This window comes from Paenibacillus sp. CFBP13512, from assembly GCF_005233705.1.
GTDB lineage: Bacteria > Bacillota > Bacilli > Paenibacillales > Paenibacillaceae > Saccharibacillus > Saccharibacillus nuruki.
On the sequence record NZ_QGAD01000031.1, the window covers coordinates 1 to 25,608 of the forward strand.

Consider the following 25,608-nt stretch of genomic DNA (forward strand, 5'->3'; position numbering starts at 1 on the left):
TTTAAAGAAACCCTTACTAATTTAAGAAATTCATTCTATATACCTATAAAAATTAAAATTATAATTAATTATGTCCTGAATATAAATTAAACAAACTTGATTTTATACCTATATACAAATATTCCAAAATATGAATCATATTCATTTCTCCAACATTCCTAATACCGTATCCAACAACACATTAATCCCTTTCTCACAATCTTCATACGAAGTCAGTTCTTCCTCACAGTGACTTTTTCCATTCACACTGGGTACGAATACCATCGCAGATGGTAAAAAATGAGCAACAAATTGGGCATCGTGTCCGGCTCCGCTTGCCATTTTTTTATATGAATATCCCAATGCCTGTACCGAAGTTTCCAGCTTTTCGCAAATGGTGAGATCGAACCAGACGGTATCGCGTCCCCATAGTAACTTGCTCTTTACTTCACAATCTCCCTGTACCGCAGGTAACCCTTGAATAATTCGCTCCACTTCACGTACAATCTCTTCATTCTTGTGTCTAGCTTCTAATGTAAAAGTCACTTTATTGGGAATGACCGTATGAATATTTGGAAATACATTCGCTCGTCCCATTGTATACACTAACTCCGAATCCAACGTACTTAATTGCGTGCGCAACATCGTCACTAGATCATTCATAGCAAAAAAAGCATCTTTCCGCATATCCATAGGAGTCGTGCCCGCATGATCTGATTCACCCGTGACTTCAATCTCGTAACAGACCATACCGACCACACAATCGACTAGTCCAATCTGTAATTCTTCTCGTTCTAATACAGGTCCTTGCTCAATATGTAATTCTAAATAAGCTGTAGCTTCTTGAATTCGGTGACTGACTTCTCCAGCATAACCACTTTGGGCTAATGCATCGCCAAATGTAATGCCATCGCTATCTTTTTTGTTTAACATATCGGCTTTGGCAAATTTCCCAGATAATACTCCGGAAGCCATCATCGAAGGTTCAAAACGTGCACCTTCTTCGTTCGTAAAATTCACGATAGTAATCGGAATACGAGGCTTAATTCCATGATCGACTAGAGTACGGACGATTTCTAGCCCGGCGATGACACCTAATATACCATCAAAGCGACCTCCTTTTTTTACAGTATCCATATGAGAACCTATAACAATCGGAGGTACATCTTCTACACCTGCTAGTGTTGCATACATACATCCCATATCATCCACAACAACCGTCATTCCTAATGATTCACAACAGGAGCGAAAATATCCACGTACAGCGATATCCTGTTCACTCAATGCCAATCGTGTCACACCATTATTGTCTGTACGTCCAAAATCGGCAAAGTGTTCGATCGTTTCTGCTAACCTCTGACCATTAATAAATAGTTTTTGTTGTTGCATCTCGATCTCTCCATTCTGTTATGCGTTATTTGGGTGACACTTATATTTTAAATGCATATTAAAAATTAGTTCATATTTCTCCATACTAAATAAAACAAATAAGATTATCTATCTTACATCTTACCGTAATTTGAAGAAAAGTCATTTGACATTGTGTCATATTTTATCTAATTTCAAAGTTACTTTATGCTACATTTTGGTTTAAATACTTCCTTTTGTCTATTTTCCTTTACACACCGTTAATATCATCATGGATTTGTCACTGTATTTTGATGAAATATAATGAAAAAACGTTGCTGCTATGCTACAATATTAGAATTGTATTGGGAACATTTAGGGAGGGTAAAGTAATCACTATGCTGATTATTGGTATTGCCGGAGGAACCGGATCAGGAAAAACAACTGTTGCTCGTTCAGTGATTGAACGTCTTGGCACAGACAAAGTCACTTTTATATCTCAGGATAATTATTATAAAGAGCACTCCCGACTGACTGCGGAAGAACGCCGATTGATTAATTATGATCATCCGTTTGCCTTTGATAATGAATTAATGATCGAACATCTCAATTTGCTCAAACAAGGACAGGCGGCTTTTGCTCCTGTATACGATTTTACAACCGACTCACGATTTGTGGATCAGACGCTCGAATTGCATCCCAATCATATTGCGATTGTGGAAGGTTTGCATGTATTATCTGATGAGAAATTGCGTGCAGAACTCGATATCAAAGTATTTGTGGATACCGACCCAGATGTGCGGATTTTACGTCGTGTATTGCGAGATATCGAAGAGCGTGGACGTAGTATTCAATCGATTCACCAGCAGTACTTAACCACAGTCAAACCGATGCATGAAGCTTTTATTGAACCTTCCAAAAAATATGCAGACCTGATTATTCCTGAAGGCGGACAAAATGAAGTGGGCATTCAACTGCTTTCCATTTTGACGGAAAAGTATTTAACCGGTGATCGTGCATGGGGCGAAGCATAAATTTAACCCTCTATACATGTAGATAAAAAGAACAGGATACGCACCCTTTTATGGTGTTATTCTGCGACTGTGTTACTATAAAAGCTGTTGGATAATTAATCCAGCAGCTTTATTTTTTGTATACACTTATTTTATTGATGCTATAGATAAGGAGGTAAAGACAGTAATGAACTATTCTCGGTTGATCATTGGATCTGTTTTCTTGATTGCAGGTACTCTTTTGTTTGGATTTGTACATGTAGCCGTAGCCAATATGTTTACCCATACTAGAGGACCTATTGATATGCCTGAACAATTCAATAATTTTTTAGACGTTCTTAGATTAAAAACACCTTATATTATTAGTATTATCTTCATGTGTATAGGTCTAATCTTATTGATTACTACTTTAATTCAAAGTCATTTTAGAAAGGAATAGTATAATTATGAGCAAATTAATTGTCTTTATAGGAGCTATCATGTTCATTTCAGGGACTCTATTGCTAGGTATGACACCAATTGCGGTTGCTAATTTTGTCCCTAATGTACCCGGTTGGTCTACACCACCAGGAAGATTTTTTACTGCAATGGAAGAACTTTCATTACAGACTCCTTATAGAATCAGTATATTATTTATGATTATTAGCTTGTTATTCTTTGCAGTGGTTTTAATAAAAATCTTTAGAGAAAAGTATAATAACAAATTAAAAAGTCAGGAAGAACAATAATTCTCATATTACATATTAATAGGGTAGATTCACATAACCGATGAATCCATTTTTCTTTACTATTAGCTTTAAAATAGAACTCGCAATCCTAATGATAGGTAATCACAAAATGTAAAATAGCCATAGATTCAGATGAATTACTATACGTATGCTGACGATCCGCTTTGAAACGAATACATTCTTCCTCCATCAAATCATACCGTTCTTGATTCACTTCTACTGTAAGTTGACCTGACATTACGGTTACAAATTCAGTCACTCCAGCTTGATGTGCTTCAGATGTGTATGAACGATTCGGCTGTAAATATCCTCGATATAACTCAAATCCATTGGAGCGAAATAAAGGTTCTACCACAAAAATATCATCTGAACTTTTTAACTGCATCCCTTCTTGTTTGCGAATAATAGACACATCTGACTCTCCAGATAACAATGCTGCAATCGGAATATGTAAACCATCTGCAATTTTCCACATCACAGATAACGTAGGGTTCGCTTCTCCCTGTTCAATCTTAATCAATGTTAATTTACTCACTCCTATTTGCTTAGCAAAGGCTTCGATTGTGATCCCTTTAGCTGTTCGAAATTGTCGTAAGTTAATTCCGATCTGCTTACCCACTTCTTCTTCTTTTCCTTGAAATTCAGTAGTTGTATCCATAATATGCTCCTTCTATATTCAGTTCTTTCTTATTTATTCTACACGAAAGTATATTTTATTTTATAAAAAGTTAATTTTATTTTACTTTTAATTATAATCTATACTATAATCATACAAAAGTTAATTATAATATACTAATTAGTTATTACTTTATACTTTCACAAAATAGAATACAAGGAGAATTGGTATATGCTCACTAACCAGCAAACTGTTAGAACCGCTTTGCTTGAAGCTTTACCTTTAGCATTAGCGATAGCCGCTTATGGATTATCTTATGGAGTACTGGCTACACAAGCACATTGGAGTCTATGGAGTACGATACTTATGTCTTTGCTCGTCTTTTCCGGTTCTGTGCAATTGGTGATCGTGGCTATGTTTATATCAGGGGCTGCTTTGCCAAGTATGCTGATCACTGCGGTATTGCTTAATTTGCGTAACTTGTTATATGGAGCTGCACTGGCAGATAATCTAGCACCTGCTTCTCGAAAATATCGCTGGTTATTAGCATTTGGTGTATCAGATGAATCATTTGTTCTGGGAAATATACGTTATCAGAAGTATGGAGCAGATCCTTTGTATTTTGGAGTGGTGGCAGGAACATTTTATAGTGCATGGGTTGTTGCTTCTTATATCGGTGCCTACCTTGGTGATCTTATTGATCCTGTACGTTGGGGATTGGACTTGGCTTTTCCAATTACATTTGTAGCTTTACTTATTCCTGCTCTGACTCACAAACCGATTATTGCTACTGCTATCACAGCGCTAGGTATGGCTAGTCTATTGCATCATATGATGCCAAATAGTGAATTTAATCTTATTTTAACAGGTATTATCGCTCCATTGGTTGGACTCTATATTGCAAGGAGGTCACATCATGGCTGAACCGTGGATTTTGATTATTGTTCTATGTATCGTGACTTTTCTGTCACGTCTGATGGGCGTTGAAATGATGGCAGGGCGAGTATTGAATCCCACCCTGCGCTTGTATTTCAACTTTGTTCCGATTGCGATCATGGTGGCGCTTATTGTAGATCAAATATTTACGACTAACCATGGATCATCTTCTATCTCATTGCCTATTCTCGGTGGCTCTATAGTAGCTGCATTAATGATTAAAGTCACCCGTTCATTTCTGCTTACTGTTGTCATCGGTATACTGGTTGGACTTGGAATACGGTACTGGCTCCATATTTAAAATGTAACTGCATTATGATTGTTATTGATCAGCACCTATAGTAATCGGCGAATGACTTTTACGAAGTTGTCCATCGATATCCAGTGTACCTACTATAGATGGATCAGCAATCCCTTGATGAATGGCTGGTGAGCTTTGTTGTACATGGAAATTTTGCTTCGCAGGATCTACTAATTTGGGATTAGCAAATAGTGAATGGGCATCGTTACCACTACGTTTACGATAATCTGGAAAGCCTGCATACTCTTTATTTTTCCAAATCCATGTGGCTTCTGCGCTACCATTCGGTGCATAGTACAGATTGTAATCAATAATATTGCCACTATTTTTGGTGTATTCATTGTAGATAAGCACATTGGATGCACCAGCGACCATAATATTATTTTTGATCACATTGTTGCGTGTATCGTATTGCACATACAACTGTCCGTTACCACGATTGAGGGTATCGTTCTTATACAGCGTATTGTTCATAATATGACTATTGATTGTTGAACCCCGCTCGGTATCATATCCGCCCATCGCAATGCCTGTAAGTCGATTGCTGAAAATAATATTGCTACGCACTGTAATATTGTCGGTTGATTTGCCGGCATGTTCTGAAGCGATCTCAATCCCAATATCGTTGTTATACACTTTATTTTGTTCGATCACTGTATCTTTGCCACCATCCACATAGATAGCGCCTGCCGAGTTGCTGTTATTGGGTATCTTTTTCCCGTAAAAAGGATTGCGATTAGATGAGATATTGTAGATGGTATTGCCTTTGATCACGCCTTGACGGGCAACATCGTACTTCACATTAGGCGCTGTTCCTTCATATCCGATCACATCAATCCCTATATTATCGTTATCATGTAAACGATTATGACTGATCGTAAATTTCTCTACATTCCCATTGACGACTAGCGATTCGCTTGAGCCCAATACGAGATTGTATAACTCATTATGATCGATCGTAATATCATGTAGCGACTCTGGCGCTTTGTTGCCATACACTGCTATACCATGTGCATCTCGACCTGTTACATGATTACCTGATAATGAGACCGTACTTTTAATATCATGAATTTTATTTCCTGTAATTTGAATATGACTACCTGCTCCTTGTATACTGATGCCTGTTGGTACTTCATCTGCATGAGTAGTCGTATAATTACGAATTTCTAATCCTTTGATCGTAATATAACTAGCATTTTGAATATCGATCATTCCTTGCAGTCCATCAACGGCTTGACCTATTCCATCTAAGACTGCTTTTTCCGAAGAATAAGGAGTAAAAGTAATATTACCTTTACTTGCTGATCCTGAGCGAGTAATCGCTAGCTGTTGCTTATAGACCCCTTCTCGCAGATAGACCGTACTGCCTGCGGGCACTGTATCTGCCGCATGTTGGAGCGTTTTCCAGGGAGAAGTGATTGTTCCTTTCTGACTATCTTTACCTGTAGGCGAGACATAATATGTGTTCGTTGCTGCTTCTGCTGAAGGTTGGCTACAAGAAATCAATAATCCGATACATAATACACAACCCAGACGAAGCAGACGATATATTTGAGACTTTTGCAATTCATACTCATCCTTTCTTGATTAAAGATCTGAACATGTCCCATTATAAACGTAATCTGATGACTGTCTAGCATTCTATTCGTAATGCCCCTATTCACTATACTTTAAAATAACGTAAAAAAAGCCCTGATTACAGACGTCTTGCATCTGCAATCAAGGCTTATTGATATTTGTCTAAATGACTCGATGTTGAAGCCATTTATTTCCTCGGAAACGTTTCATAAAGATCAATCCTCTGACGGCCCATTCACAATCCATTGCGATCCAGATTCCGAGAATACCCCAACCTAGCGTAATCCCAAGGATATAACCCAGTACAACCCGGAATAACCACATGGATAACATTGACACCAGTGAAGTAAACTTGGAATCTCCTGCTGCACGTAAAGAAGAAGGAGTGATAAACGCAATCGCCCACAAAGGAACTTGAGCAATCGTATTAATTAAAAGAACTAAGAAAATATCGTCTACAATCTCTGCTGGCGGATTAAAGATCGAGATTAATGGATAGAAGAAAGGGAAGATCAATAATCCCATCACGACAAATGAAAGCGACGATAAAATGAGAAATGACTTGGTAAATTTGCGAGCATCTTGGATATGTCCACTACCAATACACTGACCAACTACTGTAATAATCGTAAGCGCTAGTGCATTGGCTGGAATCTGCATTACGCCTGCTAATGAAGAACAGATCGCATTCGTAGCGATGGCATACGTTCCCATACCTACAATAAAGATCTGGGTTAAAATTTTACCCCCGTTAAAAAACATTTGTTCAGCGGCAAAAGGAAGACCGATAAAGAGTACTCTTTTCAACATCGAGAACTTGATAATCAGAATCTCACGCAATTGAACTTTCAGGTTAACATCCATTTTGAACAGATAATAGATTGCACAAGCAGCGCCCAAATATCTTGCAATATTCACCGACAATGTCATTCCGAATACGCCCATATGTAACCCGTTAATAAAGACAAAATTCAACAACACATAAATTAAATTCATAATCAGCGATAACATCAATGAAGCTCGTGTACTACCTACCCCACGTAATGCTCCACATACGGCTTCCACGATCGCTATGCCCAGAAAAGAAGTACAACTTCCGATTAAATACGTTCGTGCTAGATTCATCACATCCGCTTCAGCCGATCCAAAAAGGATATTCAAAATCGGTGCATGAAAAATAATCCCGAATAAAGCTACGGCTATCGCCAATAAAGAGACCGAAGAAACGGCTCCTGCACTCGCTTCAGAGACTCCACGCTCATCTTCGCGTCCTTTGTACTGCGCAACAACTACGGTTCCGCCTGTAGCCACAGCAATAAACACACTCAGTAGAAAAATATTGATCGAATCGATCATATTGACAGCACTGACTGCGGCTACGCCTGCTGAACTGATCATCGCTGTATTGATTAAGTTCAATCCCATAATAAAAATCTGATCGATCAAAATCGGTACAAACAGCGCGATCATCTGCCGATAATGAATCGTTGATCCTGAAAAGTACTTATCCAGTAGTCGATGACTTCGCTTAAACTTAAGTTCAAATGGTTGCATCATAGTTCACTTCTTTTACATTAGAATGGGCATACCTGAGAAATAGACCGACATTAGTGTATCAAAAGGGCTTTATTACAATATAACTAGAAAAAAATAGTATAAAAAAAGCTCTTCAGGTCAAAAGCAACTGAAGAGCATGATTGATAGTGTCAATATAAGAAGCTTGTTGTCCAAGCACATGTCCGTCGATTGCGTACATGAATATATCACTCTTTACATGAAAGAACAATACTTTGGCGCAATCTTGGATGTTTTTATGATTTCGCTAATTCTGATTTTAGTTATGAACTTAGTTCAAAGTTCTTTAATATAATTTATTTTAATTTAATGATTTTTCAATAGAATCTCCTTTTTCTTCGATTATTCCTTTTATTTTGCATTTCTGTTTTAGAAACATTAACTTTTACTGGTAGTACTTGTTTTTTAGAATCATAAAAACTAATATTATTATCAAATAAGTACTTAAAAAATTTATCTTCTAATAAAAAATTTTCTCCATTTTCTGGTTGAAGCCAACCTTTTAGCATAGATTCATATATCAATAGCCAATAATCAGAGTATAAATTTTCTTTTTTCAATAAATGTGTCCATTTGGAAATATCTAAGTTAGCAATTTTATTCATAGAATACAAATCAAGTAAAATTAATGAAATAATACAATCATCGATTTTCACTAATTCTTTCACTAGTTTTGTAGGAATTTTGAAATTAAACGTTTTACATAACCATAATGCCCAACTAATTTCATGAGTATGCCTAGATGAGATATGATAAAAAATGATTTCAAATAGTGTCTCTTTAAGTTTTTTTTTATTAATAGGATATTTTTCTTTTTTATATCCTAATAAAATTTCGGTAGCTGTAGATAAAATACTTGGTTCAACAACCATTGCATTATATAAAAGTGATTCATACATTTCCCATGAATTCACTTTAATCTGTAAATCTGCAATTTCAGAAATGGCATATTTTAGAACTGATTCATTTGGATACTGTTTTGATAATTCAAATGCTCTACTAAAATATATTAAAATCTCATCATCTGAAAAATCATTTGTTTCTAACTTCTTTTGCATGATTCTTAACTCAAGTGTCCATTTCGGTTCTACTAAATAGGGTAATTCAATAATATGAGTTTTTTCTGGACTTAATTCTAATTCTAAATCTTTAATTATTTGATGTAATGTTGAGAGGGCTATTTGAGCTTCACTATATGTCTTAAAATATAAATAAAAATCATCAACAAAACGAAATCCTTTTAGACGTATTCTTTTTTCTTTTAATTCAGCTTCAAGTCTCTGATCGATTGCTCCTCCTATAATTTCAGAAATTACTAAAGATGTGTCAGGTCCAATAGGAATGCCAATAGTTTGATTTTCTTGAGTTGCTCTCACAAATATATCAATATCATTCCCATATAAAGATTTAAATAAATTTTTATTACTCAAGCTTGCTTTAGACAACTCTTTACTGTGTAATGCCCATGGAATAATATGTGTATAGATTGTAGGATAAAATCTAGAAATGTCAGCTTTCAGTAAATATCTAGAATCAGTAAAATACAAAATACTATGTTTAGATATATCTGATAAATTTATTTTCCTAGAGAATGTTCTAAGTTCTCTCAAAGCATTCGATGATAAGAATTCATTCACTATAGGTTTACTTAATGAAATAGTTGATCGTTGAATAAATCCCTCAATTTCTTTCCAATTTTTTATAATTGATTCTGATAATTTTAATTGATGATATGGATTAGGTATACCTAAAGTCCTTCTAACATGCTTTACTTTTGGAATACTATAACTACAATATTTGCTTGACTGCTCACCTTTAAAACTTTTAATAAAATTTGATAATTTTTCCGCTTTTTCAGCAAGTTTTTTTGTTGTAATAGCGGGTATTACTTCATAAGGTAAGTAACCTTTGGCAATTAAATTTTCTAGAGTCAAATTATTAATCGTTAAATCAAATGGAATCTCAAAATGCTCCATAATATTCCTCCTAGAATTATTATTAACATTTTATTTCTGTTTTGAAAGTTGGTAAAATTCTTTCAGTTTTTTTATATCCAGTGTCTTACCATCTACATTTCTATGTAACATTGCATGACAATTTGGACATACACAAACTAAATCCTTTTTATAATCTACTTTGTATCTTCCTCCTACTTCATGTAGTGGAACAATGTGATGTACATGAATGAAGCCTTTACCAATTTCTCCATAAACCTCTTCAAAATTCATATCGCAAACAGCACAATTCAAACCATTTTCTTCAATACATTTCTGCCTCGCTACAGAACTACGTTCGTATTTATTAACCGAAATCAAGTGTCTATGTCCCTCTTCTAATGAATGTCTTATTTCTTCTGGAAATACACCCTCTGAATAGTAATCATTAAAATATTTTTCTAAATATTCTTCCAGTCCCTCCTTTACCTTCATTGGACTTTGAGGCGCAGCTTTTAATCCATTCTTTTTCAATTCGTAAAGCGAAAGCCTTTCGCTGTCCATACGTTCAATTAATCTCAGTCGAGCATATTCTCCTGATAGAGAATTTTGATAATCTTCAAAATTATTCCAGTATTCTCTATCATCTGTTATTTCATTTGATTTCATATTGGTTTTCTCTACCACTGTTTTAAACATCACTTTCTGATATGGAATAGTAGCATAAATATAGATTATATCTCCTATTTTATAATTTACTTTTTGACGCCAATCTATGTATCCAAAGTTATCAAAAGCGTCTACGTGATTATAAATTTTAGCATTAGCCGGAATTAACCATTTCATTTAAAATACCCCTTTTTTAACCATATTATACTATATATTAATAATATGATTAAATAATTTTAGGATCTATGCTTCTTTTAATTATTGATAATTTTGTTGTATAAATTATTTTTAATTATAAAAAGTAAATTCGTCATTTAATGGTAATATTCTCTAATGGCTCCTATGAAAAAGCTCCGTAAACTCTCATAAATATATTCATAGCTCTAAATTAGGAGTAATTTATTTTCTATTTACCACAGAAAAGACCTTCTAATATTTTATTAGAAGGTCTTTAAAACTTTTAATGTATCTAATTCTTTATAGAAATAACAAAAGATATTTAAGAAGCGCTGAACTTTAATTTAGTATAAATAGTTTTTTATCATTTGGCCAATTCAGAGAGTTGAGCAGGTGTTAGACTGCCTTTGTAAATACGTAACTCATCCATCTGCCCTTTGAAAGGAGTATCCCAGTAGTTCACACCTAGACCGAAGCTAGCGTTACCACCTGTAAAAATATCCGGGAAGTTCGTCCCGCTAAACTGCTGGACGCCATTCACATAGATCGTTAAGCTACCTTCATCGACAGAAAAAGCCAGATGCGTCCATTGATTCGCTGGAATCGTCACGCCCGTCACTCCGTCATACCACGCTGTGCCCGACCAGACCATCGCCTTGTCTGCTGTCGCACCACGCGGAATTAAGCTTACCCAGTGATCGGTATCTTTCGCCCCGAAAAAGGCAGGTGAGTAGGTTGTCAATTGATCTGGCTTCACCCATACCGCAACCGAATACGAATTGTTAGAGATCAATCCTTGTGGCAAACGAATACCAGATGTCCCGTTGAAAACAGCTGATTGTCCACTGACTCCAGTACCATACGTAATTGTTCCCACTGTAGAGTCTAAGCGATCTCCAGTCACTGTTCCTTGTCCAAATGTTGCTGTTGTATCTTTTAAATTATGTTCAAAACTGTATTGCGCTGTTAATGTAGCTTCTACAAAAGGTTGTACGGTTACCTGAAATACTTTAGTTTGTTTGATGCTACCTTTGCTAATAGAAGCAGTCAGTGTAACATTCGCTGGTGCTTGTCCTGCTTGTGGACGAGTGACTACACCTGTATTACTAACAACTGCTGGATTGGAACTTGTCCAGACTACCGATGTGCCACGACTCGCTACAGTCGGCAATTGTACATTGCTGATTATATTGGATACATCACCTAGACTTAGATCACTATACACATCTGCGACCACTTGCTTATCCGATTCCTCAACGAGACGACTCCCCCAACCCATTGTTCCATTGGTCGATAAGGCTGTGAATGTCATATTGTACTGCTTGGTCACTGGATTCCAATCTTTCACAAATACACCTGTATACTTCACACCGCCAATTGTGAGTATAGCATCTGCTGTGCCTTTTTTCTGCCATGTTCCTTGCAGTTCGCCCGAGATCGTACGATCTTTGTTGAGACGAATATATTGTGTATTTTTGATCGCCGCAGAAGAATCATTCCCATGATCGATAAATTGATAGTCGCCTACAACCATCTCTTCACTTACTTTAGCTAACGTCTCACCTGCATACCGGTAAGGAGATACAACAGGCCAGCCTTCTTTATTGATATACATCTGGTGAATACGAAGTTCATGCTCTTCACCTCTCGCCGGGAAACGGGTATGGAAGACAAGGAATGTCTGCCCTGTTTTATCATCCGTGTAGACCGAGTTATGACCTGGAGAAACATAGCCGAAGTTTTCTCCATACCCGGGATCGCCTACTTTGCTATCCCATAAATAATTACCGATTAGCTTATTACCATAGGTCACATTAGACGTTTGCGCAGGCCATGTGGCTTGTTGCCCTTTCGCATCTTGATAGGGACCATCTGGCTTGGTCGCGCGGAAGACACGCATATTGTATCCACCATTTGCAGCCAATCCGCCATACGTCATATACAGATAGTAGTATCCACTTTCTTTGTTGTATTGAATATAAGGCCCTTCACCAGACTGACCGTAACCGCCAGCAACTTTGGTGCCGAAATAACGATCAATCAAGCGTCCATCTTTGGTTTGCCCATCTTTGCCCGGATAGATCGGTTTGCCTGTTTTGGCATCGATTTCTAATACAAAAATACCGCCAGACCATGAACCATAAGTCATCCATAGCTTACCTTTCGTATCCGAAAATATCGTTGGATCTATCGCATTAGGATAGTTCTGATTCGCATAGGTTCCGTCTGCATTGAACCATGCTGAACTTTCACCACTTAATTTTTTCTGATTGATCAACGTCTGTATATTGGTGTTCGTCCATTTTTTATCAACTGTACTGTTGTTGTCGAATGCTTTCTCTTTGGTAAATCCAGAATAGATCATTGTATCGACATACGTATAAGGTCCTTCTATTTTTTGAGATACCGCCATACCGATGGCAGAGCGAATATAGGTAGAAGATGTGCAGTAATAGATAGTATATGCACCTTTGGTTCCATCTGCATTCACATATTTAGGATTCCAGATCACATCTGGCGCCCAGACCGAGAATCCGCCTTTGCTATCTGCATCATTTTCACCTGCCCATTTGAATGAACCGGCTAGATTTTTGGAAAGATCGCCATAGATCGTATTTCCCGGAGTAGTGTAACCGTTTGCAAATGAAGTCCAATTCATTAGGTCTTGTGATTTAGCAGCCGAAATATGGGAACCGAATACATAGAACGTTCCACCGGCTTTGATAATCGAAGGATCATGTACCGATACATTGGAAAATGTAGGGCTAGTGACAGCTTGCTTCAACTCATATTCTTCTGCATGAGATGTAGTTCCTCCAAAACCAATCGCAGGAATCGTTAATGAGATCATCAATGTCAGTGCAGTTGCTTTTTGAATCCAACCTTTATTCATTACTTGTGCCCCTTCCGCATAATAAAGATGAGAGCGGACCATAGTCATCCGCTCTTTGTGACTAAAATAAGAATAGAAATGAATGATTACGACTGTATATCCAATACCAGCACATTCACAGAATTTGCAGACAATGGAACGACTAACGATTGATCCTCGATCTGTAGCTGTTGTTCTTGAGGTACCACTTTTTCGTCGTTCTTTTTGTTTACATTGGGAACATGTACAAGCTCAGTATCACCAGTTAATGTGATGAATTGGGCTGTTGGTGAGACGTTTAATGCTTGCAGGTTGATGCGTGTAGCTTTGTCAGCATCATCGGCATTTACTAATTTGATATAGATATGCTTCTCGTCTTTGGTAACGGAGTGGAATACTTCACGGTTGTAGGCTTCTAGCTTGTAATCGTGTACTTTACTTGTTGTCTGACCGTCTGTATAGAAGCAAATTAAGCGATTGCCTGTATCCCCACCATAATTAACTGTAATCGTATACAGTGTATGGTTAGTGATCGGTTCATAGCTAGCTGCTCTTAGATTACCTGCGGCTGTACTGGTCGAATAATCACCTAATGTATAGCTTTCTACGCCTTGCTTATGCACTTTAACACCTGTGGCCTGACCGTCATAACCAATCGCATACTCGATCACATCTTTGTTCTCCGCAGAGATATCAGTCAGACCTGCACCAATGTAAAATCCATCTGTACCGGATACTCTAGAAGCCACCACCTCCACTGTGTAATCTGTCCACTCTTCATTGATAATATAAAGTCCATTAAGCCCACTTGCTTGTGCTTTCAAAATTAATCCTTGTGCTGGATCGATCGTGTAGCCTACAGAACCCGGAATGTCTTGCCAGATCGGTTGTAACTCTTGTGTGAAATCTTGTTCCAGCAGTACAGAATGATCTTTATTCGATATCACTTTGACACGGCTAACGATCATCTCAGCATTTCCAGTCGCAATCTCGATCCCACCACGCGGAATCCATTCGATCGCTTTTCCATTTTTATAAGTTGAAAAGGAAGTTCCCAGTACTTTCGTTCCCAGATATTTCGCATACAAATGCTGTACATAATAGTTCGGAGTGAACCAGACACTTTCATCATCGAACCAGATACAATCCGGTGTCCAGCGGTATGTTCCATCGGTTAATACTTTGTTAAATAGTGGTGCATAAGCGGCTAGACGAACTACATCTGCATTATTTTCAAAACCAGTGATCACGGCGGCTTCGGCTACAGCGCCTGCAAGTGTGTTTTTATCGGTAGATGCATATTCACCGACAAATACTTTGGACGATTGTTGCCAGTCGATACTGCCATCTGGATGATACGCTCGATAGTAATAGTTGTAACGGTCTGCATTACTGAGTAAGTATTCATTGGAACGGTAATAATGCTCATCGGCAATCGTATCCATATAATTGGATTGATCTTTATACCATGTGACAGTTTCTTCGGTTACTTTCTCCCCATCGGCAAAAGCCACTTCTGCTGACCCTTCCATATTGCCACTCAAAAATTTCCAGCCTTGTTGGTAGGCATCATCATCTGCTTGCGCTCCAACGGTTGAGATAATATGCAGTTCATGATTCGGATAATGCTTCTCCATGTACTGATCAATCGCGACCTTAAACACTTCAAAGTTAGCAAAAAACTCTACACCCCAGTTTTCATTACCAACGCCTAGATAACGAAGATCGAATGGTGCTTCATGTCCCATATGACGACGCATGGCTGCCCATTTATTATTTTCAAAATCCATACTAATCGCAAAGTCGATCAGATCGGTAAAGTTCTTAATAAAGTAATCCCGTAATTCCCCACCTGCTGGATGCGCATAATCAGAGCGTGCCTGACACAATACACCACATGCCATGACAGGAAGAGGCACAGCATTCAAGTCTTCAGCTAATTGGAAATATTCCATATAACCGAGACCCATCGTCATCATATAGCCCCAGACGTTAAAGTTTTCTTTGCGTAATTCAATATCTCCGATTGAGTCTTTCCAGTCGTATACATTTTCCCAGATAAATGAACCTTCCGAGATACAACCACCCGGAAAACGTAAAAACTTGGGATGCATTTCAACCAGTGCGTTAACCAGATCTTTACGCAAACGGTAATTCGGATTGCCTGTATAGTTAGCATGAGCAGAAGACGATGACACTTCTTCTGTCGCTCCCCATACATCGAACGGCATCAAGGAGACCATATCAATAGAGATTTCGCCATCAAACGTAATCGCTAACTGACCAAATGTATCTGCTGTACCTGTCAATGTAATCGGAACATCGACTCCGTATTTTTTCCATGTGTGATTGCCTTCAATCGGTATCGTAATTGGCTCGCTGATGCTATCATGCTCAGCAGATTGTAGTTGGATCGTGATGCTTCCAGCAGATTCCGCTTTTGCCCAAATCGTGAAGTTATACTGCGCTCCTGTACGAATCGCCATCGCACAATTATGATTGGTATCGCCAAATCCTCGATTATAAATCGTTGCTTCATCCGCTACTGTCACATAATAAGAGTTCACTTCTGGATCTTGTACGCCAAAGTGTTCATTTAACCCACCACTGGATTGTGGAGTCATCTGCTCTGTATCTCCAAACCATGCAAATAACGGCTCACGGTTACGTCCAGTCGAACATCCACATTCACCAGAAGCATGAGAATAGGTATCAAATGCAAACGATTCAAACGAACGATTTTGTATCAATTCTGCATAGATTCCGCCATCGGCTGCATTATTAATATCTTCATAAAATAAACCGTACATCACTTCACTAACATCCAATACTTCCTGATCGCCATGAATAGTTAGCGTATACGGTGGCAAATGAGCAGGTAATACAGACACGTGGTAACTCTTTTCAAGTCTAGTCGTGCCTCTAGTCAATACAGCTGTTAATGTAACTGCTTGTGGCTCAGTAACTTGTCCCATCTGTCCTTGATCCGATAACCATGCTGGTTGATTGGAAGTCCATGCTACATTTACCCGTCCACCCATCAATTCCTGTGGTAATGCAATATCTTTGGTAATAATCGTTGTGGGGAAAGACAAATATTTATCTCGTGCTAGTCCAATAATCTCTTCATCGGTTAATGAATCGCACATCACTTCTATAATCTCATCCGCAGATAATCCTGCTTCATAGACACGGAAATCAGCTAGCGAACCTACAAAATCATCATCCGCGACAAACTGAGAACGTCCGATATAATTTGCATTCTTGGTGGTCTGTTCTGCAAATGCTTGGAAAAAGTGACGCAAGCGTGCATAGTTACCGCTAGACGTCTGGCTAATCGATCCATCGGCAAGTACTTCACCATTTACATAGACCACAGGGCCGGCGCTACTGAGCGTTCCACCTTCTGTTCCTTTGACAGATAAAGCCACATGCATCCATTCATCTCGTACAAATCCTTTACCCGGATCTATCGCTAGATCGCCATCAGCAGTCAGCGTTCCACGCATCTGACGTGTCATAAATAAAGACGGACTTCCTTCTCCATTACCAAAATCAAAAAGGCGCTCCCATATACTCACGCCCATGCCCAAATTCACCCATGTTGTGATTGTTATTCCATTGTTATCGCTTACATTTTGAAGTGCGTGAACAGGAAGTTGAATAAATGAACTACCATTTCGTCCTCCTGCAAACGTAACTGCATGTCTACCAAAGACTTCAGAGATTACAGGCTTGATCGTGCCTGCGACGATCCCATCATTTCCTTTACCTGAAGAATCTTGCTCAATATGTTCTGGATTATCAAACTTATAATGTACGATGAGTTGATCTTGTAGTTGAGTCATGATTATTCTCCTATCTACTCTCTATAGTTAATATAAATATTAATAAATTAATATAATTGCATATTATATAGCCATATTACTCTACTATGGCTATACTTTTCAATGCTTAATTTTGAAATTAGTGGAAAATAGGTAGAAACGGATGTCGATTTTTAGAAAAAGGATAGCAAAAACCACTAGCCCTTTGCTCACTAGTGGTTTTGTTATCTTTCATTTTATGAAGAATACTTATACTTTTCTCAATTCCAAATGCTTCACTTCAATCCCTGGCTTCACAAATTCAAACTTCAATTCGTATACTCCAGCTTCTAATTCCACTTTCACTAACTTCTGTGTAACCCACTTGCCTTCTGTTCCATTCGTCTGGATCGTGGTCACAAGCTGATCATTGAACGTTAAGTTACAAGCACTTTGCGCCAGATCATTGTCAGGTGACATGACATAAGCGAACAATCGGTACATTCCGCTTTCTTTGACTTCGATAAATGTAGATTCATCGGTATCCAGTGGAATCGGTTGGTTAGGTGTTACTTTTTGTGCTTGTTCTGCGGATAAGCCTGCATTGCCTTTAAATAGATCAATACTTTCAACAAAAGCTTCTTTACGGGCAAACACAGGCGCTTGCATAATAAATTCACAAATATTAATCGCACAACGTTGTAACTCGCCTACGGTTAAAGATCCGTTCGCTAATGATTCGATCGTGTTATCGCCCCAAGCATTGGTTTCTGCTCCATAGTTAGGCACAACCATATACAGATCATTTTGCGCACGTACCATAGCGTTCATGTTTTTGCGATCAGCAGGACCGGCTTCTGCCGTATCATTCATAATCGCCCACCAGTCGGTCATCACGATACCGTTAAAGCCCCATTCACCGCGTAGAATCGTTGTATTCAGATCATAATTGGAAGCCGCCCAATGGCTATTAATCGGATTGTATGAAGTCATGACCGAGTTCGCTCCACCTTGCTTCACAGCAATCTCGAATCCTTTTAAATAAATCTGGCGAAGCGCACGCTCAGAAACGACAGCATCGACTTTACTACGATGTTTCTCCTGATTATTACAAGCAAAATGCTTCAGTGTCGCATTCGAACCGCCTTTCATAATTCCACGCGTACAAGCCGCTGCGAACACACCTGAGATCAACGGATCTTCTGAAAAATACTCAAAGTTACGTCCATTTAACGGGCTACGACGGATATTAAGTCCCGGTCCAAGTAAGGCATCAATATGGTTAATCAGCATTTCCTGACCTTCCATCACATACAATTCTTCAACCAGTTCACTATTCCATGTTGCTGCAAGCAGTGTTCCAATCGACACCTGTGTAGATTGCTCTCCGCTATCCATACGAATCCCAGACGGACCATCTGCTGTACATGCGACTGGAATGCCATAGCCAAATAGATTGTCACTCACGCCGCCAAAAGCAGACGCTGTCCCTGATGTTACCAATGGACTACTCATCCCTTCTCCGCGGACTAGAGCAGCCAAGTCTTCGTTATTCAATTGAGCTACAAATTCTTCGATACTGACTTTTCCATCGGCTACGTCTTTCAACTTATGCCCTTTATCTCCTGTTTGTGCTAATGTCTCAGGAAGGTTTTGCTGAATGCGTTCTTTGAGCGAAATCTGGCGTGTTGGAGCTTCGACAGAACTAAGTTCATACGTGCCATCCTCTTTGCGAGTGCCCGGTTTGACCCGATTAAAGCTTTCAATAGGAGTCATCGCTTCTGCACATTGCTCCACCACATGCAACTGTTCCAGTACATAACCACTTTGTCCATTTACCTGTACAGGCTGTACCTTTTTCACACTGGTTCCTACATGGAAAATATACGTCCCACTTTCCAGAACATAAGCAGAACGGTGCCCTGTTACTCCGCTATCATCGTAGGAAGCCAAAGAAGACATAGAGAACGTAATCGTTAATGTTTCTGCTTCTCCCGGTTGTAACAGCTTCGTTTTGCCGAATCCTGCTAACACTTTCACAGGTTGACCCAGTTCTCCTTGAGGTGCTTCTACATAGACCTGTACCACTTCTTTACCTGCAAAAGTAGACCCGCTATTCTGCACATTGACCGTGAACTCAATATGTTCTTCTCCATCTTTGGAGATCACTTTAGCTTCTTGAGCGTCGATCGTAAAGTCTGTATAAGATATGCCGTATCCAAATTCAAACTGTACTTTCTCCGGGCAAAACGTTTCAAAATAGCGATAACCTACATAAATATCTTCTTCATATACACTTTTAAATTCATTACCATAATTACGTGTAGACGGGTAATCTGCAATCGAATAAGCAATCGTATCGGTTAACTTACCACTAGGTGTCACTTCACCGACAAGCACATCTGCAATCGCGTTACCGCCTTCCATTCCGCCATGCCATGCGTAGATGACACTGCTGATCGGGTGTATGTATCCTGTATCATTAATCCAGCTCATATCTACAATATTGGATACATTCAAGATCACAACCGTCTGGTCAAAATGAGCAGTTACATGTTGCAACATGGATTGTTCCTCAATCGTTAACTTATAACTTCCCGGCTCATCTGCATTATCCTGATCTTCCCCAGCAGTACGTCCGATGATCATAATCGCTTTGTCCGAATGTTTACGTGCTTCGGCGACCAATTCATCTGTCAACGGCATTTCTTTCTGGAACCAAGGCTCTGCTGCCCAGCCACCACCACCGTTATCAAACGGATTTTCTTCGATCCACTTTTCATAGACAGATGCTAATTGTTCGTTGACTGTAATATCTGCTTTACTGCGTAATCCATCTAACAGATTAGTCGTATACGCTACATGTACACTACCACCAGAACCTGTACCACTGCGATAATAATTGACCTGTGTACGTCCAAATATTGAAACGCTTTCTTTTTTCTGAATTGGAAGAACCTGACCGTCATTTTTCAATAATACTGCACCTTCGGCAGCTACTTTACGACTAAATTCTGCAAATCCTTTCAATGGAACGCCTATCGTTGATGTACTCAAATGTATCGCCTCCTGATTAGTTGATCTATCTATATTATGTACTTCATCTTGTGCAAAAGCAAAACGTAGAGCAAGTGTACATAATGAACAAAAACCAACTTTGCTGATTAAAATTAGTTCTTTACGATAAGTGGAACATGATATCAAAAAATCACATCGATCTTAAGCTTCCCGACCATATATTTCAAACTGTGTCAAAGCTGGAAAAGGAGAAGGATCATCAGATTGGATTAACTCGCTCAATGTAACCCATTCTACTGCTTTTTCTTGGATCGAAATGATTTGCGGTTGATGCGTCTTCACCAGAATCACTTGCTCTGAACTTCCATCCGAATACGTCAACGTCACTCGCTCCCAATAATTATCATGCGGAAAGTCTGCCCGTAACGTTAATACCAACTGATCAATCCATACTTTACGCCCAAAATGAATCGTAATCGCCGCATCTGCACGCTGATTAATCCCCCACGATTCATAAGGCCATTCTCCATGTGAATGGTTGGCACGATTACCATTGATTGCATTCCGCGCTGCAAAAACAGCTTCCCCACGCGTCTCTACATTTGCTGAAGCATGTGGGTAGCAGACGTTATTAGTATGTTGATCGTACGGGTTGTAAGCTAAGTTGCGATGAGCGTTAATCTCTTCCGTTGTTGCTAGACGTGCAGTCAACAGATGCATCTCACCTGTAAAAGATTTTGGTGAGTATGAAGACCTTTTTTCAGCAAAAGGGATCGGATATTGGTATTCTTCGCCTGTAAAATAAATAAAAGCTTCACCCATCGAGTCTTCTAGCTGGATGATGAGATATGTATTGGGTTTGGAGCATTTGAGGATAATGATATCTTCGGGTTGGTACGCTTGGGTGTACACGAGATGTACTTGGTTGGTGTCGGTATGAGAAGCTAAGACTTTGCCAGTGGCGCTTTGGATTTCAAGAGATAAGTTGGTCATGGGCTTTGGCTCCGTTCTATTGGTTTATTTATAGTGCTTGAACAATGTGTATCTACATTTTGAAAATTATATGTACTAGAAGTTATAGAAAACGCTATCATAATTAGACTGAAATATCTATGTTTCTCTTGAAAATTGATTGCAAAGAAATTTTTCCTGATAGATTTGAAGAAATGATATATTTAAAATACTAAAACAAAGGGTAGCAAATTTTGATTCGAAAAGATATGATGTATTCTTTTCAAATTATAATTGTATATTTTACCACCCATTGCTTCATTTTTCTTTTATTCAGACTTATTTTACATACCATTTTTCCAAATCATATATTGAAGCATATCAGAGTCGAAATGTAGTTTAGCTCCATTTTTTTCACGTGGAAAAAGGTTGATTCTCTCCATAATAAAATCTTCAATATGATCTAAAGTTAAACAAATAAATCCTGGAACATTTGATTCTCTTTTTGTTATCAAAAGCTTTCCTACTTCATGAAATTGCCCTTTTGAGACTTGATGAGATTTAAGCACTTCTGTATGTTCTATTACTTTATTTTCAGAGAAAAATCCTATTCTTTGCAAGCAATAAGATATACGTTCTTCTCTTCCAAGATATATACTTTCTAAATTGGAACGATTACCTGATTTCACCTCACACATCAGACCAATATTAGTTGAAGAGCTAAAATGACGGAAAAGATGATTATCATAATGTTGTCCACCAATCTCTTCTGATACATGTTTGGGGCGGATGGCAAGTAAATCTGCATCTGCACTCTGCTGATTACTAGGTAATCCTTGACGATGCAATACGAAGTTCGTCAGTGGAAAAAAGCCGTTGAATCTTAAATACCAATATACTAATTCTTCTGCAAAATTTTTCATTATACTCACCTTTTGTTTAAATGATGTTTAATACGACTAACAATTGTATCCAAGTCTATTTGTCTATTCGAGAAATAATAAAAAATTCCTACTAAATAAGTAAAATAAAAAAGCGATCAGTCATATTTACTGACCAATCGCTTTTCTTTGTATTATTATTTCGCCCAATACTGCTCAGCAATTTTTTGCCCTTGATTGATTTTTTTCCACTGTTCTGCTTCCGTCAATTCGTTACCACCATCGCAAGAAGCAAATCCGCATTGATGGGAAAGTAACAAACGATCTTTATCAATAATAGTAGATGCTTCATCCAACAGTCGAAGAACACGTTCTTCATCGTCTAACGTACTTGTTTTGGAGGATAGCAAGCCCAAAACAACCTCAGTGTTTGGTTTGTCTTTGAACACAGCAAGTGCTTCAAGTGAACCTGCACGCTCGTCATCCCACTCCAAGAAGAAGCGATCATACTTGAGTTGCTTCAAGAACAAGTTCGCAATCTTCACATACGAACCGCCGCCCATATTACGAGAATCATAGTTACCACGGCAGTTATGTGTCCACATTTTCAGTCCAAGACTATGACCATAGTCGATGACCGTATTGCTAATATCGATAAATTCAGTCGCAAGCGCCTGTACTTCTTCTTGGTTAATATGCTCGCCAGTATACGGAGAGTTCGGGTTATCATCTGCAAATAGTTCCCATAAGCAATCGTCGAATTGAAGGATTTTACCGCCCGCTTCTGCAAATTCTTTTACAAATTCAGTATAAGCTTTGACCAGACCTGCTTTGAGTTCTTTCGCATTTTGGTATACGGCATCAGTACCACCGATATTATCTGACCATGATAATTCACCGAAGATATGGGATGGAGACGGTACGCAAAGCTTGGTCTCACGATCACCTGCATGATCTTTTAGCTTTTTGAATACTTCGATAAAATGGTGATTTTTCCCGCCGAGTTCGCCTGTGATCCGTAGTCCGATATCTTTGCGTGTCTCGTATTTGGAACTTCCATCGGTATCGCGGAAAAAGTATCCATGATCTGCAATATAACGTTCGATCCCTTGGAAGCCCCAGACAAAGTCTAGATGCCACATGGATTTGGAATATTCACCATCTGTAATGATCGACAGATCATTTTCGATTTCTTTTTCCACAACAGACTGGATCGCCTTCGCTTCTGTCTGCTCATATCCATCGAACTCCTGATAAAATGGATAGTTAATATCATCACGATGCTCGATTTGTGTTTTATATTCTAACAACTCAGCCGGTCTCAACAAGCTACCTACGATTTGAAATTTTTCACTCATATTAAAGTCCCCCTTGGTGTTGTTCACGATTAATATTATTTGTTTATTTTAACATGAGGAGACTTTCTTGACGTAAGCTGAAAAGGTATATCTGGCTATAGTTATTAGCTATGACAAAAAGTATCTAAAAACGTATCTGTTTTAACGTGGTTTTATAATGATCCATCTTTTTCTGAAATGCACTGCGAGAATCCTTTATTAAGTGAAGATGACTTCGATCTGCAATCTCCTCAATGATCTGATCGATACTTTTATCGTCTGTTATGATTTTCTCTTCTGTAATGATATGGTCAAAAGCATACATACACGGCTCAATTCGTTCCTTCGTCCATGTTCCTCGTTCAAAACGTTTTTTGAGTCGTTTCTCAATCGTATCCTTTTCTGCATAAAGGATAAAGTGATGCACTTCTACCCCATCCCTCACTAAGCGACCAATGATTTCATCGTAATAGTGCGGATCGATCAATGTCATAGGTGCGATAATCGTACCTTCATATGTAGATGATAAATATTTCAGCATATCGTAATTAAACGAACGCCATTGAGGATGGTCTTGGAAATTAGGTTCGTGTAAAACTATAGGTATATTTTTACGAATAAAATAGCCAACATTCTCAGGATCATAAACAAATGAATTAGGCAGTCTGCGATGCAACTCATACGCACAAGTCGATTTGCCAGAACCGTAAGCGCCATTGATCCAAATAATCATTGAAACACCTCATCTTCTAAATGATGTGCCACTTTCCCCAAAATCTCTTCAAACTTCTCAGCTTCTTCTGACTCAAGCGGATCATAGAAAAATTTAATCATTTTCTCTGAAAATGCCGCTTCGATCTTCATCATATCGAATCCTTTGTCACTCAGCTCTAACGTAAATCTTCTTTTATCGTTCAGATTCTCTTTTTTAATCACATAGTCATGCTTTAACAACGTTTTGACCATTTCAACAACAGACGATTTTTTCACACTTAATCGGTTAGCGATCTCCGTAACTGTAGCTCGATTTCCATCCTTATGTAATTTATAAATAGCGATTAAATATTGGTAACTGTTGAAGGTCATCTCGCCGTACCCTGCCTTTAAAAACTCGGCGTTTAATTGGCGGTTAAAGAACTTGTAGCAGGTATCCATACTTTTAAAAATAGTCATAGGTTCTCCTTTTTGAAAATTAGTGAGTTAGGCTACCTAACATAATATATAGTTTTTAGGAATTTAGCAATAAGAAATAACTATACCCGGATAAAAATACAAAAGACCACCTAAAAGATGGTCTTTCTACTACTGGCTCACTATCTGTTTTTAAATAAAATGAACTACAAAATCCTGACTTGTTTAAAAAAGAACCATAACAAAAACCAAAAGTACTAAGGTATTAATAGGGATCATAGTCATTCCCATTTTTTTAGCTTTAGTCTGTTGTTGATAGTTATTTTTATTATACAGTGACTCTATTATAAAATTTCCTACAGTAATGACCGCAAAGACAAGGAAAAACATAGGTACATTCGTTTGGTAAAAATCAGTCAACACCAATGATAAAATAAGCAATGTCAAAGATTGCATGATCGTCATGATATAACGATTTAAAAACTCCATCCAAACTACCTCCTTATCATCAATCTGGACAGATAATACTACCCCCTACATAAATAACTCCTAATTAGAGCAAAAGTATTTAACTAGTAGTGTAATAATTTCTAATCATTTAGTAGTTAAACTTGAATTTATTTCAATTTTAGATAAAGAAAAGCATCTAGTTTAAGTTAAATACTTTCATTTATTATTTTTATCATGATAGTAATACTTCTCATTTGAATGTTTGATGATATCTCTATTTTTCATCATATTCTCTAAAGTATTAATAAT

General features: G+C 38.1%; 20 protein-coding genes. 5 read left to right on the top strand and 15 right to left on the bottom strand.

Annotated elements, in window-relative coordinates; translation table 11 throughout:
• Window positions 1-141: 141 nt before the first annotated feature.
• Window positions 142-1,368, bottom strand: coding sequence for a Zn-dependent hydrolase (locus tag PaeCFBP13512_RS22495; protein WP_137226174.1), 1,227 nt, complete (start codon window positions 1,366-1,368; stop codon window positions 142-144).
• Window positions 1,369-1,724: 356 nt separating this feature from the next.
• On the opposite strand from PaeCFBP13512_RS22495, the gene udk reads away from it, so the two are divergent.
• From udk to PaeCFBP13512_RS22510, 3 genes are all read left to right on the top strand, one after another.
• Window positions 1,725-2,360, top strand: coding sequence for a uridine kinase (gene udk / locus PaeCFBP13512_RS22500; RefSeq protein ID WP_069325792.1), 636 nt, complete (start codon window positions 1,725-1,727; stop codon window positions 2,358-2,360).
• Window positions 2,361-2,526: 166 nt separating this feature from the next.
• A complete protein-coding gene (locus PaeCFBP13512_RS22505; protein WP_069325793.1) occupies window positions 2,527-2,778 on the top strand; it encodes a hypothetical protein in 252 nt (83 codons plus the stop codon).
• Window positions 2,779-2,785: 7 nt separating this feature from the next.
• Window positions 2,786-3,067: a hypothetical protein gene (locus tag PaeCFBP13512_RS22510; RefSeq protein ID WP_137226176.1), complete on the top strand. Its 282-nt coding sequence runs from the start codon at window positions 2,786-2,788 to the stop codon at window positions 3,065-3,067.
• An 88-nt stretch (window positions 3,068-3,155) separates the two neighbouring features.
• On the opposite strand, the gene PaeCFBP13512_RS22515 is transcribed toward PaeCFBP13512_RS22510, so the two are convergent.
• A complete protein-coding gene (locus PaeCFBP13512_RS22515) occupies window positions 3,156-3,725 on the bottom strand; it encodes a helix-turn-helix domain-containing protein (protein WP_137226178.1) in 570 nt (189 codons plus the stop codon).
• A 189-nt stretch (window positions 3,726-3,914) separates the two neighbouring features.
• Between PaeCFBP13512_RS22515 and PaeCFBP13512_RS22520 the strand changes: the two genes are divergently transcribed.
• Together PaeCFBP13512_RS22520 and PaeCFBP13512_RS22525 are read left to right on the top strand one after the other, a co-directional pair.
• The gene (locus PaeCFBP13512_RS22520; protein WP_137226180.1) at window positions 3,915-4,607 is read left to right on the top strand and encodes an AzlC family ABC transporter permease; all 693 of its coding nucleotides are present in this window, start codon (window positions 3,915-3,917) and stop codon (window positions 4,605-4,607) included.
• Window positions 4,600-4,920: an AzlD domain-containing protein gene (locus tag PaeCFBP13512_RS22525; RefSeq protein ID WP_137226181.1), complete on the top strand. Its 321-nt coding sequence runs from the start codon at window positions 4,600-4,602 to the stop codon at window positions 4,918-4,920. Before PaeCFBP13512_RS22520 ends, PaeCFBP13512_RS22525 begins: the two co-directional genes overlap by 8 nt.
• 21 nt (window positions 4,921-4,941) lie before the next feature.
• Here PaeCFBP13512_RS22525 and PaeCFBP13512_RS22530 read toward each other — a convergent pair whose 3' ends face one another.
• The 13 genes from PaeCFBP13512_RS22530 to PaeCFBP13512_RS22590 all read right to left on the bottom strand — a co-directional run bounded on the left by PaeCFBP13512_RS22530 (window position 4,942) and on the right by PaeCFBP13512_RS22590 (window position 25,338).
• Window positions 4,942-6,486, bottom strand: coding sequence for a right-handed parallel beta-helix repeat-containing protein (locus PaeCFBP13512_RS22530; RefSeq protein WP_137226183.1), 1,545 nt, complete (start codon window positions 6,484-6,486; stop codon window positions 4,942-4,944).
• Between the two features lie 174 nt (window positions 6,487-6,660).
• Window positions 6,661-8,052 carry an MATE family efflux transporter gene (locus tag PaeCFBP13512_RS22535; protein ID WP_069325798.1) on the bottom strand — a complete coding sequence of 464 codons (1,392 nt, stop codon included), beginning with the start codon at window positions 8,050-8,052 and terminating at the stop codon, window positions 6,661-6,663.
• Window positions 8,053-8,390: 338 nt separating this feature from the next.
• Window positions 8,391-10,049, bottom strand: a complete 1,659-nt coding sequence (locus tag PaeCFBP13512_RS22540; protein WP_137226185.1) for an RNA-directed DNA polymerase — start codon at window positions 10,047-10,049, stop codon at window positions 8,391-8,393.
• A gap of 30 nt (window positions 10,050-10,079) precedes the next feature.
• The gene (locus PaeCFBP13512_RS22545; RefSeq protein ID WP_137226187.1) at window positions 10,080-10,853 is read right to left on the bottom strand and encodes an HNH endonuclease; all 774 of its coding nucleotides are present in this window, start codon (window positions 10,851-10,853) and stop codon (window positions 10,080-10,082) included.
• 364 nt (window positions 10,854-11,217) lie between these two features.
• A complete protein-coding gene (locus PaeCFBP13512_RS22550; protein WP_137226189.1) occupies window positions 11,218-13,746 on the bottom strand; it encodes a LamG-like jellyroll fold domain-containing protein in 2,529 nt (842 codons plus the stop codon).
• Between the two features lie 86 nt (window positions 13,747-13,832).
• Window positions 13,833-17,573 carry an alpha-L-arabinofuranosidase C-terminal domain-containing protein gene (locus tag PaeCFBP13512_RS22555; RefSeq protein WP_137226191.1) on the bottom strand — a complete coding sequence of 1,247 codons (3,741 nt, stop codon included), beginning with the start codon at window positions 17,571-17,573 and terminating at the stop codon, window positions 13,833-13,835.
• A 228-nt stretch (window positions 17,574-17,801) separates the two neighbouring features.
• A complete protein-coding gene (locus PaeCFBP13512_RS22560; RefSeq protein WP_137226193.1) occupies window positions 17,802-20,588 on the bottom strand; it encodes a glycoside hydrolase family 3 C-terminal domain-containing protein in 2,787 nt (928 codons plus the stop codon).
• Window positions 20,589-20,750: 162 nt separating this feature from the next.
• Complete coding sequence (locus PaeCFBP13512_RS22565; RefSeq protein ID WP_137226195.1) at window positions 20,751-21,542, bottom strand: carbohydrate-binding protein; 792 nt, start codon at window positions 21,540-21,542, stop codon at window positions 20,751-20,753.
• A 302-nt stretch (window positions 21,543-21,844) separates the two neighbouring features.
• A complete protein-coding gene (locus PaeCFBP13512_RS22570) occupies window positions 21,845-22,423 on the bottom strand; it encodes a hypothetical protein (RefSeq protein ID WP_137226197.1) in 579 nt (192 codons plus the stop codon).
• Between the two features lie 155 nt (window positions 22,424-22,578).
• Window positions 22,579-23,739 carry a cobalamin-independent methionine synthase II family protein gene (locus PaeCFBP13512_RS22575; protein ID WP_137226199.1) on the bottom strand — a complete coding sequence of 387 codons (1,161 nt, stop codon included), beginning with the start codon at window positions 23,737-23,739 and terminating at the stop codon, window positions 22,579-22,581.
• A gap of 124 nt (window positions 23,740-23,863) precedes the next feature.
• Window positions 23,864-24,451: an AAA family ATPase gene (locus PaeCFBP13512_RS22580; protein WP_137226201.1), complete on the bottom strand. Its 588-nt coding sequence runs from the start codon at window positions 24,449-24,451 to the stop codon at window positions 23,864-23,866.
• Window positions 24,448-24,891, bottom strand: coding sequence for a metal-dependent transcriptional regulator (locus PaeCFBP13512_RS22585; protein ID WP_137226203.1), 444 nt, complete (start codon window positions 24,889-24,891; stop codon window positions 24,448-24,450). The genes PaeCFBP13512_RS22580 and PaeCFBP13512_RS22585 overlap by 4 nt, the downstream gene beginning before the upstream one ends.
• Window positions 24,892-25,074: 183 nt before the next feature.
• Window positions 25,075-25,338, bottom strand: a complete 264-nt coding sequence (locus PaeCFBP13512_RS22590; protein WP_137226205.1) for a hypothetical protein — start codon at window positions 25,336-25,338, stop codon at window positions 25,075-25,077.
• Window positions 25,339-25,608 lie beyond the last annotated feature (270 nt).